Here is a 17050-nt window from a genome sequence, read left to right as displayed (position 1 = left end):
TTATCGGAGTACCTTGTGTGACTGTTACTAGCCTTCAAAGCGTGATTGAAAAATTGTTAGCGGAAAATCAAGGTGTACGAGTAGTCAGTTTCGAACATCAAGGGCATAAATATTGGCTTAAGCAGGCTGAGCACCTAACTGGCGCCATGCGTTTGCTCAAGGCACAGCCCCACGCTTCGTTACAGCTTGAAATCGCCACCCTGGCTAAACTTGCACAACAAGGTGCTCCTGTGCCTGAATTGGTTGCAAGCGGCGAGGATTTTTTGGTGGTGGCCGATGTGGGCATGCCGGTGAATCGCTGGTTGAATGCAGATGTTTCTGAGGCCGAGAAATTACAGATATTAAAAGATAGCGCCGCAGGCCTAGCACAGCTGCATTTGAAAGGGTTAGCGCACGGTAGACCCGCGCTGCGCGATATTTGTTGGGATGATGGGCAGGTGGCGTTTATCGATTTCGAGGCAAATCAGAAAGACAGCGATATGCATCAGCAACAGATCAGAGATCTTTTAGTCTATATTCACAGCCTCTATCGTTATATTGGTCCCCACCCAGAGATCGCCGAGCCTGTGATTGCCGCCTATCGCAACGCTGGTGGCGAATCACTCTGGCAGGAATCTCAGCAGCAGATGTTAAAGTGGCAGTGGTTGAATTATCTCATCGCACCGCTAAAGTCCATTGGTGGTAAAGATCTTCGTCCAGTCTATTGGTTATTAAAACATTTTAAAGATATCGCTTAGTTCATCATTTCTTATCTGTTCCGCTTCGAGGCGCCAAAATAGTCACTGGTGTTTCGAGGTGATTTCTTCTTTTTAGTCTTTCTTGGTTCAAAATATCGGGTTTAGCTTAATTTGTGGTGAAACATCCTTTATCGGTGGCGCCGCACCAATGTTTATTCTGGTTGCGTCAGCCTGTGTGGCATTTATACATTCATTGTGCGTTGATTTTCATGAGGTTTTAAAAATTGGTTAAAAAATAATCATTTTTTGGTTGAGTTAAACCTAATCAACTTGCTAGAATGCCCGTGTTCTCTGGGCTTCACGGCCCAGAAGGTTTTTTCGAAAGCACTCTCGAAACGGCAAGCATTAAGAAATTAATGTACGCAAAGCCACAGGCCCTAATTGCATAGCAAAGGGTGGCTGGGTTACCGAATGAGCGTTGATAGAGCCCTGTACTTGTACTGGGAGCTTTCGAAGTGATGTTGACTTTGAGAGGCCCTAGCTATGAGTTCAGTTCATTGCGCCGCTGCGCGTACCGATTCTACTTTCCTAAAAACCTTTGGTTTGGGCCTTTTGGGCGCAGGCCTGTTGTCGGCGTCGGCTATCATGCCAGTGCATGCAGGCACTCATGGTGAGCAAACCTCTGCGGCGGCTCAAGCTAAACGTGAAGCCAAGCAACAGGCACGTCTGACTCATAAGGCGGAGCTTGAAACTCAGACGCTACAACTATCAGCAGCTGCTGCACAATTCCTGAACGCCACTAAGTCAAATGAAGGTGCATCTCATGCTTCTGACGCGGCGCTTTACCAGCAACTTGAAGCGCTGGTGGCGGCTAGACAAGTAGAACAGCAGGCTCTTCTAACACTCGATCCTTATAGCGTCGTCTCTTCTGTATTGCCTATGGCAAAGCGTCGTGGCATGCCCGCCGAGATCCAGGCCAAACTAGCCCAGAAAAAGACGATCAGCGGTGAGCTGGAAATGGTCTATGAAGATTTTGATGACGCAGGTGAACATCGTCTGCAGTACATGGTGCGTACCGAAACTGGTCTAATTAAATTTTTCTTGGCTTCGGGCAGTTCAAAGGCACAGGCAAATCAATTACAACCCGGAGCAAAGGTTCGTGCAGAAGGTTGGCTATTTGGCGGCGATGAGGCTGGCGATGCCTTAATTGGCGATCTCGAAGTGCTCGCTTTAACCGATGGCAACACAGTTTCTTCTTCCGGTACCGGTGCGGCGCTTTCTCTTGCAAATACCACGGGTGAACAGCGCATTTTAGTGCTATTGCTTAATTTCCAGGACAATCCTCAACAACCTTGGACACCAGCCGAAGTACAACAGATGGTATTTGGCAAGGTAAATGATTTCTATCTTGAGGCTTCATACGGTCAGACTTGGTTAAGCGGCGATGTTAAAGGTTATTTAACGCTGCCAATCAACAGCACTTGTGATTACTATGGTATGGATAGTTATGCGCAGCAGGCGGCCCGCGATAGCGGTATCGATTTGAGCCAGTATCAGCGCTTGGTTTACATGATGCCAAAAATGGAAGGCTGTGGTTGGTTAGGACAAGGTACATTAGGGGGGAATCCTTCGCGTGCTTGGATCAATGGTGAGTTAAATTTAGAAACGATCGGCCATGAGTTAGGTCATAACCTAGGATTACGACATGCCAAAGAAATGAGTTGTGGTAGTGGATATCTTAGTAACACGTGCGTGGATATTACATATGGTGACAAACTGGATGTGATGGGTGATTCTCAAGGCCACTTCAATGTGTTTAATAAGGCACGTTTAGGCTGGCTGAGTGAGTCAAGTGGCGAGATTGTAACGGTTAATGTAGATGGTACTTATCGTCTTGAGCCATTAGTGGGTGAGTCACAAGGTGGCGCTAAAGGATTAAAGGTGCGTCGCGGTACCGATAGCCTGAGTGGTGAGCCACTATGGTATTACCTTGAGTATCGTCAAGCAGTAGGTTTCGACAGTTACTTATCAGGAAAGGCTGTGACCGAAGGGGTGTTAGTGCATCTAAATAGCAGTAAGACGGGAATAGATAGTAGTTTGATACTTGATATGACTCCACAAAGTAGCGTTGCAGATTTGGATGATGCTGGATTGAAAGCTGGTTATAGCTATACAGATAATGACGCTGGTGTGACGATAACCACTGAATCAGCAGATCGCTCTGGGGCTGAAGTTACCGTGTCTTATTCAGGTGGCACATGTGTACAGGCTAATCCTACACTTGCGCTTTCACAAAACAGTGATTGGGTTGCACCAGGTACAGCCGTTACTTACAGCGCAACAGTAACAAACAACGATAGCTTAGAGTGCGGTGATTCTCAGTTTAGTGTTAGCGTTCAGGTACCCGCTAATTGGAGTGCCAGCAGTGCAAGCCTAAGCCTGGCACCCGGCGCTACAGCCAATGTGAGCTTTAGTGTCGTTTCGAGCGGTGATGCCAACGACGGTTTCTATGACCTAGATGTCACTGCGCAAAATGCACAAGATAGCAATCTAGTGGCTACCGGACTGGTTAGCTATGTTGTTCAGGCTCCAGTTGCACAGTGTGTGTTAGCAGCACCTCAGTTCGTACTGACCAACAACAGCAGCGGTGAGGTTGCACCTGGTACAGGCGTGGTTTACCAAGGCATAGTGACTAATCTAGACAGTGATAGCTGTGATGTGAGCGACTTTAATCTGGCTGCCAATGTGCCTGCGGGTTGGTCGGCAACTGCGACTATGGTGAATCTTGCTCCTGGCCAAAGCCAGAACGTCAGCCTAACGGTGACTTCTAGCCTAAGCGCAGCCGATGGACAATTTGATTTCAACCTGATTGCTAGCAATGGTCAAAATGCGGGACTACAAAGCAGTGCGAATGCCAGCTATACGGTTCTTGATCCTGCCAAGCAATGCACTCTAGCTCAACCAAGTGTCAGCGTGAGCGGTGGCGCAGGCGAATATGATGCGGGTAGCCTGGTTCCCTATACAGTGACAGTGACAAACCAGAATGCAGACAGCTGTGCCGATGCCGTGTTTGCGATCAGCGCAACCGTACCTCAGGGCTGGAACGCCAACGGGGCGACCGTTAGCCTAGCAAGTGGTCAAAGTACGAGTGTCGTGGTGAGTGTTAGCTCTGCGCAGTCTGCGACCGCAGGTGCCTATGGTCTGGGCTTTAGCGCGGCAGACAAGAGCGACAATCAATATCAAGCAAGCGCACAGGCACAGTACAAGGTGGCTCAGCAAGCGAATACAGCACCGGTTGCGGTAAACGACAGTGCATCTGTATCTAGCGGTTCATCAGTCATCATCGCGGTGCTGAGCAATGACAGTGACCCTGAAGGTGATACCTTAACTCTGGTTAGCGTGACTCAAGGTAGCAAAGGTAGCGTAACCTTGCTGGCCGATGGCCGTGTGCAATATACACCGGGTAAGCGTTTCAAGGGGAGTGATAGCTTTAGCTATACTATCAGCGACGGTGAGTTAACCGCGACGGCGTCAGTGACCATAGGTCAAAGCGGTGGTGGTACCGGTGGTAAAGGTAATGGTAAAAAATAAACTATACTCATAATAAAAAGCCAAGGGCAATACCCTTGGCTTTTGCTTTATTTTTATTATATCAACAAGTTGAAGATACAAACCTTATTCTTGAGTTTCTACTTTAACAGTGACTGATGCATTGAAAGTATCGCCGCGACTGTTAGTTAGTGTGACGATAATATCCTGCAATAAGCCAATTGCATCTTTATTTTCCAAGCCCGGCTCAAATTCAATGGTAAAGGCACACTCGTAAAAGTCATCGATTGCACCTAGGTAACCGAAGGGGTGATCTTTTACACAATCGCCATAAGGAGTCATATCAAAATCACCACCGTTGTTCAACAGCCTGAATGAACCGATTAGAGCTTCTTCAGTAAAGACATCTTTTCCACCAACTGTCATACCTGTTAGTGTTGCATTAAATATGTCATCGTTGGTCATACGGACAACCACAAGCATACTGGCTGCAAAGTCGAGTTTAACTTTACCTTCAGATTTGATGAAGGTTACATCCGCGGTATCCATAGCCATTACATCTTGACCATCTTCGTCTTTACCTTTGATAGTCGCTTCGTTAGTGTGGGTATCTCCGAAATTACCTTGCACGTCCAAACCCTCGACGGTACAACTTGCGCTCTCACCGGGTAGTAGGACAAATCCTAATAGCGGTTCTTCGGGAATTGGATTTCCATTTCTAGTATCTACCTTACATTTGTCAGTGAGGTCTAAGAAAACGTCATCTGTCAGGCTACTGAATGTGACTGGATCAACAGTGGTTTGGCCATTTACCATATCATCAACACTGAACTTGAAGGTGTAGTTCACTTTTCTGAATACGCTAAGGTCATCTCCAGTTTCAGGAACTGAGGTTGGATTAGCGGTTTTCTCAAGGGTGATGGAGGATGGAATATTACTGATGAGCACAGTTGCTGACCCACTCGCTACAGCTTTGGTGTTTTCATTGTCATACGCCCAAGCCGTCACTTCATTCTTGTGGGATGGGTCATTAGTGGCATCAATGTGCCCTGTGAAATGGCAAGTGTAAGGAACACCAAGGTAAATCATAGTATTTATGGTGCAATCAGTACCGGAAATGCCGAAGACATTGTTAAACTTATCATCGTTTAGATAGGTTAGTTTCATAGGGGAATCCCAAGTACCGGTTGGAGCGATAAGCTCTACAGTAACGGTATATTCAACATCACCGCCAGACTCCGGAACCTGAGTTGGGTAGGGAGTTTTCGTTACTTTAATGACTGGTGATTTATTTGTTACCTGCACCTGTTTTATGTTAGAGCAGTGTTCGCCATCTACCGCTGAAACACCAACACTAGAACAGCTTACGCCGTCTAAAACTGGAGACTCATTTCTTTTTTCCAATGCTAATTTGATAACGTCATTGTAGAGTTCCGTTGGAGTATCAGGGAGATCTGGCAGATCTGTGTCGACAATGTGTACCTTGAAAGTACAGCTGTAAGTTGCACTTGGGGCAATCTCAAACCTTGTTTCCGGATCTACAGGTTTCTCACAGTTGCTAAAGACTAGGTAAATACCGTCGTCAGTTCCCACAGGTTCTGTAGGTCCCCATAAGTCAATGGATTTGTCGTAGTTACCATCGGCACCTATGTCAATCTCATCGCTAAGTGAAGCGATGAATAGAGAAGATAATTTATTGGGGTTGGTTAAGCTTAATGAGAACTCGTAGACCCCACCGGGTTCGTCATGGGTATTGGTACCAATCAGTGTTTTTTCAACAGTTGGTGCCTTAATCAGGATAGGAACATTAAGGGTGGCACAATTACACTTAGATTTGGTGTTTGGTACTTGGCCAGGGACTGGGTCGCGATCTACAGTACAATTGTCTCGTTCTTGGTTATCCCAAGCGGCGCAGTAGTGAAAGTCTGCTTCGTTGTTATCGTCTTCGTCGATACACAGCATAGTGATGCTTTGCTCTTTTAACTCATAGGTATCATTACCCCACTTTTTCGTGATATCACCACATGCATCGAAATCAAGGTTGGAATAAGTCTGTTCAGGTAGTGCGTCGCTAGCCATAGGTAATAACAGGCTGCAATAGAAGGGATAAGTTAAGCCATTGATGTTTTCATCATTGGAGAGCTGCACGGAAACATCCTGAGGGCTCTGATCGGTCAATGGTAGGTAGAAGGTGGTGTCATAACGCTCGTTAGCGTTGGTTCTCACCTTTATATCTGCAGTGAAGGTGATGATATCACCTGGTGTACACTCTTTTAGACTTGGATTAGTTACCTCAGTGATTTCCACATCATTGGCGGTACAGTTTAAGGAGTCCTGGGGTAGAGAATTACGTGAGTCCTCTGCCAGATAGGCATTTGCCATACAATATTCCCGTTCTAATCCAGGGAAAAGGTCTGCATTAGCGGTCGAGGTGGTAGCGCCATATAGACTGGCGCTGCTTATGAGGGCGATACCCAATGCCCTGACAAGCCGGTTAGATTTAAATCGTTTCATAATATTGACCTTTATTAACAAGTTAATATGGATAAAACGTCTTGTTAGTTCATCACTTTACGTCGTTGAAATTGGGATCAATTTCGACTAAGTGCCTATTCGTTGTTGCTAGGTTATTACTACTATTTCGGCGTATGCCGCTTTTAGTGGCTGCATTGATGGCGAATAAAACAGTGCCTCATGGTGCAGCGTCCAAATAGATGGCCTAATAAGAGCAAGCATTGGGCCAGAAAGATAAGTTTTTGATAAATAGCGGATTACTTTGCTTTTAGGGCGATTGGATTAGGTGGGGTGTTACATATGTGTAACACTGTGCGTTGTCCAAACGAAACGTGGACATGACGCTTGCTAAAGATGAGATTTTAATGATTGGCCAAACTTATGGTGTTATTGAAAAAATGGTGCTGGGTGAGGAAGGTAAAGCGCCGTCAAGTGATACAAGATAAATGCCTTTATAAAGTGCTTTGCGGCGCCAGATTTGAGTTAGTTAGCTTAATTAAGGGTTAAGTTCGTTGAGTTAGTCGAGTTAGTTCCGTTAATTGGTCTGGGTCGGTTTTTCTAAGGCGTCGATCACCGCTTTAAAAGTGTCATAGCTTTGTGCTCCAACCACTAACTTGGGCTCTATGAGTCGATTGTTTTCAAGTTTACCTATGAGGAAGCTTGGCGTACCACGAACGCCTATCGATGAGCCATAAACGATATCCTGTTCTATCTTAGCCAGGATGGTTTGATCTTCGAGGCAAGTGGCGAACTTGGTCATGTCCAGTGAGAGTTGCATCGCCGTGTCTTGATAGAGTTTGTCGCCCAATTGACGCATATTTTGAAACAAGGCCTCGCGCATTGGCCAATAAGCTTCTTGTTGTTGGGCGCAATTTGCGGCAATAGCGGCGCCTTTGGCTTTGGGGTGAAAGCCCAGTGGGAAATCTCTGGTGATATATTTCAGCTTACCTTTATCGATATAGTTGGCTTTTATTTTTGCGAAGGTATTGTCTATATAACGTTTACAGTAAGGGCATTGGTAATCTGAAAATTCGACGATAGCTACTTGTGCCGTTGCTGCGCCTAATGAGGGTAATTTGCCTTGCTCATCAGGATCATTCTGGTTGGGTAGGGTTTTGTGTTGTGGCTGTTGGCTCTGCATGGCAATGGCATGTATCTCTTTAACCTGGCTGCTCATAATGGCTACTTGCTGCTTAAGCTGACCGACTTCTTGTTTAAGATAGGCGAGTTCCTGATGCACTTTCTCATCCTCTTTTTGCTGACATCCAGTGCTGAGGAAGAGCAAGGACAGGCAGACAATTACTGTCGATTGAATTGATGGCATAAGTCGATCCTCTGTTTGTGCCACTTAAACTTAGCTATAGCGTTATCTTGCACTTCTTGATGAGGCGATAGAAAGTCGTTCGGGAGATATTGAGTTCACGGGCGGCTGCTGAGATATTGTGATGATTACGCTTAATAGCAGCCAGTAGCAGTTCTGTGTCAATTTCGGTTCTGTGTTTAGCAAAATCGACTACGTCTGACTCATCGTTAGCCGGGCAGGCCAATTTAATGCCAAGATCGGCTTCGGTGATCACATCACTTTCGGCCATGATGATGGCTCGCTGGATACGGTTTTTAAGCTCACGCACATTACCAGGCCATTGGTATTGGGTCATGGCTTGTAAGGCATCTTGGTTAAACGCAACTCGACGGTTGGGGGGGGCCAATCTGGCCAAAAAATCCTCGGCAAGCAGGGGAATGTCAATTTTATGTTGCCTTAGACTGGGAATTTCTATTTGTATGATATTGATTCTATAGTAAAGATCTTCTCTAAATCTGCCTTCTTCAATGGCATTCTCTAGATTAACATGAGTGGCAAAGATGATGCGACAGTCTACGTCGGTTGTGCTTTGGCCACCGATCCGCTCGATGTAATGTTCCTCAAGAAAATGCAGAAGATTGATCTGTAACTCTAGAGAGAGATCGCCTATTTCATCTAAAAATAGCGTGCCTTTATCGGCGCGCTCAATTCGGCCTATGTATTGTCTGTCGGCCCCGGTGAAGGCGCCTTTTTCATGGCCAAATAGCTCCGAGTGGATAAGCGTTGGGGGCAGGGCGCCGCAATTTACGGTGATAAAAGGACCGTTTTTACGTCCAGATAGCGAGTGGATCAAGTTAGCACATAGCCCCTTGCCGGTGCCTGTTTCACCACCGATAAGCACAGTTTCGTCGGATTTGGCAACTTTATAGAGGGTGTCGCGCAAGCTTTGCATTGCTTCGGATTTACCAAAGAAAAAGGATGCGGGCTTATTGGAAGGGTGCTTTTGACTCCATTGCTCATTTATTTTCGCCATGCCATAGAGGTGACCTAAGGTATGTTCGAGTCGTGGCCAGTCAATAGGCAGGTGGTGTAGATCTAAAAAGTAGTCTGTAAAACAGAAGCAGAGCTCCTTCATTTTCTTGGGGCAGTCTACGGAAAGCGCCACCCATAATAGGTCAGGCTGACGCGCTGACAGTAACTCTACAGCGCGTAAGACAACCTGTTGATGGGCAGAGTCTATGACGGCTATCGCAACCTGGCAGGGGGTGTGTTGCAATGTTTGGTAAGCGCACTCTAAGGTGCAAGCAAGGTTAAATTGCCACTGGGATGAGTCAGTTTGTTTATTGGTAAAACACCTTTCGTCCGTAAGGTTTAATACCAATATGTTACGTTCCTTGTGAGCCAAATTCCTATTGCGATTACTCACAGTCAATCCTCAGCGAGGGCCCCAAGACAGCCAATGCATTTGCTATGAAGGATGTTTAAATTTTAGGATAGCTAGGGAGTAATGCAAGTTGGTAGTGTTTCTAATTGTGATTTTACTGAGTCTTTAAAAAGGCTGTTTGAAGGTCGAACAATGGGCGGGATTTTCTTTCATGAATTTAGTCAATTCAGTTGAATGATATGCTACTTGCTAACCCTTTGAGTGTCTGGCTATAAAATGACTTTTTGAGTGATATGAGTTAGCCAGTAATGACAGCATTCGCCAAAAAATGAGGAGACAAAGTCTCCTCATTGTCGTTATTGCTCACTTAGGCCGTTATAGAGAGTGTCTATCCAGGTTTCTTGTGAGATAAATTTCCAGCCCCACCCCTGTAGTGCTTCGGGTAATCCCTGCTGTTTTATCTCGTTGAGAGACTTTTTGGCTTTAAGTTGCTGCATCATCCAGTCGATAGACAGATCTAGCATCTTTTTGAAACGAATAAGGTCTTGTTTTGTGGCGAGATCGCCATGGCCAGGTATGATTTTAGTATCTTCATCGACCCTGGCTAATATGGTGGCAACACTGTCTCGATAGCCGAGCACAGAGCCTCCTGCCTTCAGGTCGATATAGGGGAATCTGTCTTTAAAGAAGAGATCGCCCATATGCACCACAGGTGCGTTGCGCCAAAACACGACACTGTCGCCATCGGTATGGGCAGCGCCCAGATGTACTAGGTGCAGGGTATCGCGGTTAAAATGGATCTTGATCCCTTGTTCATAGGTGATGCTTGGTAGCGCCTCGGGTGAAAAATTTTCGTCGCTGGCTAATCGCTTAAGTACATTATCGTGGGCGAATATGGCGCCAGTTTGTCCGAAGAAACCATTGCCGCCAGTATGATCCCCATGATAGTGGGTATTGACGATATATTTGGGTTTGCCAGTTTGAATATTGGCCAGCGCCGCACTAATTTTGTCGGCTAAAGGGGCAAATTGATCATCTATGATAAGTACACCATCCTCGCCGGCGGACACACCGATATTGCCGCCAGCACCGCTAAGCATATAGATATGCTCGGTTAACTTGGTGGCTGAGATTTTTACCTGTGCAAATTTATCCTCAGCGGCAGTGTAGCTAATGCTTACACAGTAAAGCAGTAAGCTGGTTAGAGTGAAGCGAGCCATGCTATTCATTGGGGAGCCTTTTTATATTTGTTGAATCAGTTTATATAGTTGCATATTAAAAAGGCTGCAAGAAGCAGCCTTTTCTTTTCCTTAAGTTTTAGTGCGCCCACGGCATGATACGGCGGGTAAACTGATCGGCGTTGCCAAGTTTTATCGCTGCCTGATGGCGCATACGATAAAGTGCTTGATAACAGAGCGGCACCAGATAGAGACTGGTAAGCGTCGAGAAGCTTAAGCCACCTATGATGGCAATTGCCATAGGCGCATAAGGGGGACCGCCGCCACCGATTTGGGTATCTCCCATGGCGAGCGGAATAAGTCCCAATACTGTGGTACCAACCGTCATCAATACCGGACGTAAACGTGTAATACACACTTGGCGTATGGTATCGGAGAGGCGATCCAGTTCAGGTGTTTTCTGGTTTATCTGATCCACCAAGACTATCCCGTTATTAACCACTATGCCCATTAAGATCAGAATCCCAATCATTGCCATGATAGACATTGACGTGCCTGTCAGTAACAGTGCCCAGAAAACTCCGGTAATGGAAAATAGGATAGAGGTAATGATGGCCGTTGGCAGCAGCAAAGATTCAAACAGGGCAGCCATGACGATATAGATCATGGCGATAGCCAAGATCATATTGGTCGCCATGATGGCCTGATCTTCGTCCTGGCGCTGGAAACCGCCACGTAGCGAGTAACCATAGCCAGGTTGGAACTGTACGGTATCCATCACCTGCTTTATCGCTTTTTGCGCCGCTTCAGTGGTCATCTCATCTAAGTTAGCGCCAATAGAGAGCGCGGTTTGACGATCGTAGTGGCGGATAGTGTCAAATCGTGGACGAATCGAGATCTCGGCCAGGCTCTGAAGTGTATAGACGCGACTGCCCTGACGGACGATTGGCAGCTCTTTGAGCTTTTCCAAAGATTCGCGCCACTTCTTATCGTAGGCTAACTCGATGCGAAGTTCACCGCTTGGATCGTGTCTAAAAGAGCGTAGTGGTGAGCCGCGAAGCGCCATAGAGACATTACGCGCCAGCTCGCTGAGGCTTAAATCAAGTCTCGCTGCCATAGTGCGATCCAGCTCGATTATCACTTCTTGCTGCGTGCTGTTGAGCTCTGAACGCACATCGCTAAGGCCTTCAATCTTGGCCAACAAAGGAACCACTTGTTCGCTGATGGTGATCAGTTCGCTAGTTGATCGGCCAGTTAAGGTTACGCGAATGCCATTGTTATCATTGCCCCAACCAAACTGTGGCTTGGCGATGGAGAACTTAGGAAAGCCTTCACGTATCTTGCGTTTCAGCGCCTTGATATCTATGTCGGCATCTTCTTGCAATAGCAGGGTCGATTGACCTCGGTCAGCAGAGAAGTAGCTGTAGACTGAGTCGATATAGAACTCCTCTTTATTGGCATAGAGGTAATCTTCCATGCGGTTGATCATCGCCTCGGTTACATCCAGACTGTGGCGTCCCTCTACCTGATAGTTGATGTAGAGGCGGTTGTTCCCCTCACCATCGTTTTGGTCTTGCTGCACCATGCTCAGTGGTAGGGCAGTCGATGCCAAGATGATCACGGCAATCACGCCTGAACGCTTGGGTCTGCACAAGATCCATGCAAGGCTGCGCTCATAAAAAGATTGCAGTTTGCTTGGCTTAGGGTCGGTCTCAATCTCAAAATGCAGCTTGCTTAACATCAAGGGGATCAGCGTCTTGGCGACCAAGAGTGACGCCGCCAGCGAGATACAGATCGCAATGGCGACATGTTCCAGGAAGATGGTCAGCTCCACCTTTACCCCAAAGATATTGGGCAGGAACACGATAGCCGTAGTGAGCGTCCCAGCCAGTACCGCCAGAGCAACCTTGTTAACCCCGGTGAGCACAGCTTGAGAGGTCGATGCTTTGCCCTGATGTTGTTTTTCCTGCAACACACTTTCACTTACCACCACTGCATTGTCGATCAGCATCCCCACTGCCAGCAGCAAGCCCATCATCGAGAGAATGTTCAGGCTATAGCCTAAGAAGTACATGCCCGCCAGTGTCATACACAGTGAGATGGGCACAGAGGAAACCACCACAAGTGTCATCTTGAGGTTGCGCAGAAACAGATACAGCACAGCAAATGAGAGCAGGGCGCCGATTAAGCCTGCGGTCAGCAGATCCGATAGGGAAGATTTAACCCCATAGGCCTGATCTTCCATGATAAACAGCTTGATGCCGTTGAACTGCTGATCTTGCTTAGCCGCTTCGATAACCTTGAGTACCCGTTCAGATACATCGACCAGATTGGCACCGGATTCCTTAAATACATCCAGACCGACGGCATATTTCTGATCCAGATGACGACCGTCCAGGCGCTCAGGCAGGGCGTAGCGAATCGAGGCGACGTCCCCTAAGGTCACGCCAGGGATCAACACTAAGGCTGAGATATCATCAAGGTCGCGAAACTCGCCCTTAGGCGATACTTGATACACCCTAGTGTTGGCCCTGAGTGTACCGGCGCTGACGATAAAGTTTTCCTGGCTCAGACGTTGTTGTAATGCCGTGCTGCTTACGCCGGTAGCGCTGAGTTTATCGGCATCGAGTCGTATCTCAATCTGCTTTTGTTCAACGCCATAAAGACTCACCTGAGAGACCCCTTCGACTCGCTCAAGCGGCTTCTTAAGCTGCTTGTCCAGTAGGTCAAAGGCACCAGAGAGTTCCCGCTCGCTAGAGATACGTATGGTCAGTACCGGCATATCAGCGGTAGAGAACTGGCGGATAAAGACGCGTTCCACATCTTTAGGCAACAGGTGACGCACGGCATCCACCTTTTCCCTGGCTTCCAGACTCTTGGTGGAGACGTTTTCGCCCCACTTCATCCTGAGTTCAATTTCGGCGCCATTTTGCGATGAGCGCGATCTCAGCTCTTCGATCCCTCCCATGGTGGCGAGGGACTCTTCTAGCACATTGGTGATCTCCCGCTCTACTTCGGCGGGAGTAGAGCCCTTGTAGGGCACTTCTATCATCACCTGGGGCATCTCGATGCCAGGAAACATCTCCAGAGGCAGCAGACGACTCGATGCTAAGCCAAAGAGCAAGATAGCGACGAAGAACATGCTGGTGGTCACAGGCCGACTGATGGCTAAACGAGTGATATTCATACTCATTCTCCCTTTTGAGCGACTTCGGCAGGTACATCAAATGCCTTGCGGTCAAACAGGGCGTAGAGCGCCGGGATCACCACGAGTGTTAGCAGGGTTGCCAGAGACAGACCGAAGATAACGGTGATCGCCATAGGTGCACGTACCTCGCTACCATCGCCTAAGCCTAGTGCCATAGGTGCCAAACCTAAGGCTGTCGTCATTGTGGTCATGATGATGGGGCGCAGGCGGGATCTCGCGGCTTCTTCGATGGCCGTTAGCTTAGCGATGCCCTGTTGACGCAACTGATTGATGCGATCCACCAAAACGATAGCGTTGTTCACCACTATGCCTGCCAGCATGATAAGACCTATAAACACCACAACGCTCAGGTGAGTTTGGGTGATGAACAGGCCAAAGATACTGCCACCGACCGCCATAGGTACGGCGATAAGAATAAGCAGGGGATGAATGAGCGACTCAAACTGACTGGCCATAACGAGGTAGACCAGAAATACTGCCAATACTAAAGCGATTTGCAGTGACTGGAAGGAGTGTTCCATCTCCTCATTTTGTCCGCCAAAACGTACCTGAATCGAGCTTGGTAGGTTTTGCTGATCTATGATGCTTCTGGCCTCAACTACTGCATCGTTGAGATCGCCATAGGCAAGGTTAGCCGAGACAATAGCTACTCGTTGCTGGCTGATACGGTTGATGGCTGAGGGCCCCAGATTCAAAGACACATCGGCAACGGCGCTCAGCGGGATCGGCTGATTGCTGTTGGGGTTGATGATCATCGAATCGATATCGCTGATCTGGTCACGCTCCTCTAGTTCGCTACGTACCAGGATGTCGATCTTTCTGTCACGGACAGTGTACTGACTGGCGACTGTGCCGCCGATGCGCTGGGCGATACGGTTAGCAACCGTCGGTGCGTCCATACCCAAGGCAGCCAGGCGAGCGTGGTCGAAGCGGATACTAAGCTCTGGTTGACCGTCACGCAGGCTGGTGTTAAGGTCGGCGAAACGATCCGAGTCAGACAGCGCGCTGATAAGGTTATCTGCGGTCTGCTTGAGCTGAGCTAAGTCATAGCCAATCACCTCTATCTCCAGTGGCGTCTTGAAGCTAAACAGCTCAGGATGTTGAATTTTGGCTTCTAACTCAGGGATACGCATCGCTGTGGTGCGCAGCACCTGGGTGACCTCATTAAAGGCTTGGTGGTCGGCCAGTACCACTTGCAGACGTCCCCAGTTTTCACCGCCGCGAGAGGTATCTGAAGTCATTAGCCCGCCGCTACCGGCTTGGCTGTAGGCATGTTTAACATCTTCTCTGTCTTTGATAGATAATGCCAGCTTCTGTAATACTCTGTCTGTCTCGCTCACTTCCGTGCCAGGAGGCAGTAGGACCTCCACATAGAACTCACCCTGGTTCATCGGCGGGATAAGCTCCATGCCAAGCCTTGGGATCAAACTCATGGTGCCTAGTGTGAGGGTGAGGGCAATGGCCAGCGTTACCCAGCTAAATTTCAGGGCCTGACTCAGCAGCTTGTGATACAGGTATTCGAGGAGATGATAAAACCAGTTAAAGGCTAAGCTGATTGGGCGCATCACCAAGCCCGCAAGCCAGGAGAAGGCGCGGCTGAGTATCAGTGCCAGGGTTAGCAGTAGTGACGGTAAGTAACTAAATAGCAGTACGAAAGGGAAGGAGCAAACGGTTGCGCCGTAATGCTTTACCTTGGCCATTTTAGTGTCTAGCACAGGTTTTTCACGTTTCTGTACCAGGTGGGGCAGCGCCTTAAAGCCTTCGCGCGATGCCAACATTGGAATCGTGGTCAGCGCGACCAGTAGTGAGGCCAGTAGGGCGAAGGTTACCGTTAGCGCCTGATCCGAGAAAAGCGCACCGGCTACGCCATCGACAAATACCAGAGGCACGAATACTGCCAGAGTCGTCATGGTCGAGGCAAAGATTGCACCCGCTACCTCTTTGGTGCCTGTTACCGCGGCGTCTAGTTTATTCATTCCCAGCTTACGACAGCGATCGATGTTTTCCAGCACCACAATGGCGTTATCAACCAGAAGTCCCACCGCCAGGGCGATACCACCCAGTGACATAATATTGAGACTGATGTCGGCAAAATACATCATATTAAAGGTGGCGATCACGGAGAACGGAATCGAGATAGAGATGATAAGGGTCGGCACTATGTCTCTAAGGAACAGATAGATCACCAGCATCGAAAGCAGACTACCAATCAGTGCTGCCGAGGTGACTTCGCTCACCGCGCTTTCGATAAATTCGGATTGGTCATAGATCACCTTAAGCTCCGCTTTTTCGTTAAGCTTTTTGAGGGCATCTAATTTAGCGCTAACCTTGCGCGCCACAGCAACCGTATTGGCATCACCCTCTTTATAGATGGCCAGTTCGATAGATTCCGCCGAGCCGATACGGGTGATATCGTTACGTTCCTTGTGGGCATCTATGATGTCGGCTACCTCGAACAGACGCACTAGGGTTTGCTTGTCGCGATAGACGATGATCTGGCCAAGCTCATCTAAGGAGTTAAATTGATTTAGCGTACGTACCAGATACTCTTTCTCACCCTGAACCACCTTACCGGCAGAAAGGTTGATGTTCTCGGCAGCGATTCGCTCACGGATCTTGTCGGCATTAAGGTTAAGTTGGGTCAGTTTTTCCTGATTGAGTTGAATATGTACTTCTTGCTCCAGACCGCCAGAGAGTCTGACGGCCGCGACGCCGCTAAGAGATTCCAGCTGACGCTTTAGCTCCTCCTCGGCAAAAGTACGCATCTGCTTGAGTGACTGTTCATCGGCGTCGGGTAGGGAGAGCGCCAGACGGACGATTGGATCCAGGTTAGGGTTAAAGCGCAGCAGGAGTGGCTTTTTCACATCCAGCGGCAGCTCAATGGTATCTAGCTTTTCCCTGACCTCTAGGCTCGCCATGTCCATGTCTGTACCCCATTCAAATTCGAGTACGACATCGGACATGCCAGAGCGGGAGATGGAGCTAATCTTACGCAGGCCTTTAACGATACCGGCGGCTTCTTCGATCGGCTTAGAGACAAGCTGCTCCACCTCGACCGGCGCGGCGCCTTCATATTGGGTGCGTATGGTGATGGTAGGGTAGCTGAGATCCGGCAGTAGTTTCACTGCCAGACGAGAGAAGCCCACCATGCCAAACAGGATCACGGCTAACATAAACATCCACACGGATACCGGCCGTTTAACGGAAGTATTAATAATCGACATAAGCTGAGTTCCC

At 48.1% G+C, this 17050-nt stretch carries 8 protein-coding genes and 1 riboswitch; of the genes, 2 read left to right on the top strand and 6 right to left on the bottom strand.

Annotated features, from left to right (window positions below; all coding sequences use genetic code 11):
- Positions 1-17 precede the first annotated feature (17 nt).
- Positions 18-737 (top strand): BUD32 family EKC/KEOPS complex subunit, encoded by a 720-nt coding sequence (locus CFF01_RS11140; protein ID WP_033539603.1) that lies wholly within the window; start codon positions 18-20, stop codon positions 735-737.
- 327 nt (positions 738-1064) lie between these two features.
- Positions 1065-1149, top strand: a riboswitch (cyclic di-GMP riboswitch).
- A gap of 71 nt (positions 1150-1220) precedes the next feature.
- Positions 1221-4268 (top strand): Ig-like domain-containing protein, encoded by a 3048-nt coding sequence (locus CFF01_RS11135; RefSeq protein ID WP_088904835.1) that lies wholly within the window; start codon positions 1221-1223, stop codon positions 4266-4268.
- A gap of 84 nt (positions 4269-4352) precedes the next feature.
- Here the strand turns inward: CFF01_RS11135 and CFF01_RS11130 are convergent, their stop codons facing one another.
- The 6 genes from CFF01_RS11130 to CFF01_RS11105 form a co-directional block, all read right to left on the bottom strand.
- Complete coding sequence (locus CFF01_RS11130; RefSeq protein WP_198387037.1) at positions 4353-6740, bottom strand: hypothetical protein; 2388 nt, start codon at positions 6738-6740, stop codon at positions 4353-4355.
- Between the two features lie 535 nt (positions 6741-7275).
- Positions 7276-8064, bottom strand: a complete 789-nt coding sequence (locus tag CFF01_RS11125; RefSeq protein ID WP_088904834.1) for a thioredoxin domain-containing protein — start codon at positions 8062-8064, stop codon at positions 7276-7278.
- A 34-nt stretch (positions 8065-8098) separates the two neighbouring features.
- On the bottom strand, positions 8099-9469 hold the full coding sequence (locus CFF01_RS11120) for a sigma-54 dependent transcriptional regulator (RefSeq protein ID WP_088904833.1): 1371 nt from the start codon (positions 9467-9469) through the stop codon (positions 8099-8101).
- A 314-nt stretch (positions 9470-9783) separates the two neighbouring features.
- On the bottom strand, positions 9784-10656 hold the full coding sequence (locus tag CFF01_RS11115; protein WP_088904832.1) for an MBL fold metallo-hydrolase: 873 nt from the start codon (positions 10654-10656) through the stop codon (positions 9784-9786).
- Between the two features lie 88 nt (positions 10657-10744).
- Positions 10745-13792, bottom strand: a complete 3048-nt coding sequence (locus CFF01_RS11110) for an efflux RND transporter permease subunit (protein ID WP_088904831.1) — start codon at positions 13790-13792, stop codon at positions 10745-10747.
- Between the two features lie 2 nt (positions 13793-13794).
- Entirely contained in the window at positions 13795-17037 is a 3243-nt protein-coding gene (locus tag CFF01_RS11105; RefSeq protein WP_088904830.1) for an efflux RND transporter permease subunit, read from the bottom strand.
- Positions 17038-17050: the final 13 nt, after the last annotated feature.

Source organism: Shewanella marisflavi (genome assembly GCF_002215585.1).
Taxonomy (GTDB): Bacteria; Pseudomonadota; Gammaproteobacteria; order Enterobacterales; family Shewanellaceae; genus Shewanella; species Shewanella marisflavi.
Note: the sequence above shows the minus strand (reverse complement) of the source record. Positions and strands in the feature narration are given on the sequence as shown.

What these genes read in the sequence shown, in the direction of transcription:
- CFF01_RS11105 (WP_088904830.1), bottom strand. Translation starts at nt 17,037, where the DNA reads ATGTCGATTATTAATACTTCCGTTAAACGGCCGGTATCCGTGTGGATG.
- CFF01_RS11130 (WP_198387037.1), bottom strand. Translation starts at nt 6,740, where the DNA reads ATGAAACGATTTAAATCTAACCGGCTTGTCAGGGCATTGGGTATCGCC.
- CFF01_RS11125 (WP_088904834.1), bottom strand. Translation starts at nt 8,064, where the DNA reads ATGCCATCAATTCAATCGACAGTAATTGTCTGCCTGTCCTTGCTCTTC.
- CFF01_RS11115 (WP_088904832.1), bottom strand. Translation starts at nt 10,656, where the DNA reads ATGAATAGCATGGCTCGCTTCACTCTAACCAGCTTACTGCTTTACTGT.
- CFF01_RS11135 (WP_088904835.1), top strand. Translation starts at nt 1,221, where the DNA reads ATGAGTTCAGTTCATTGCGCCGCTGCGCGTACCGATTCTACTTTCCTA.
- CFF01_RS11110 (WP_088904831.1), bottom strand. Translation starts at nt 13,792, where the DNA reads ATGAATATCACTCGTTTAGCCATCAGTCGGCCTGTGACCACCAGCATG.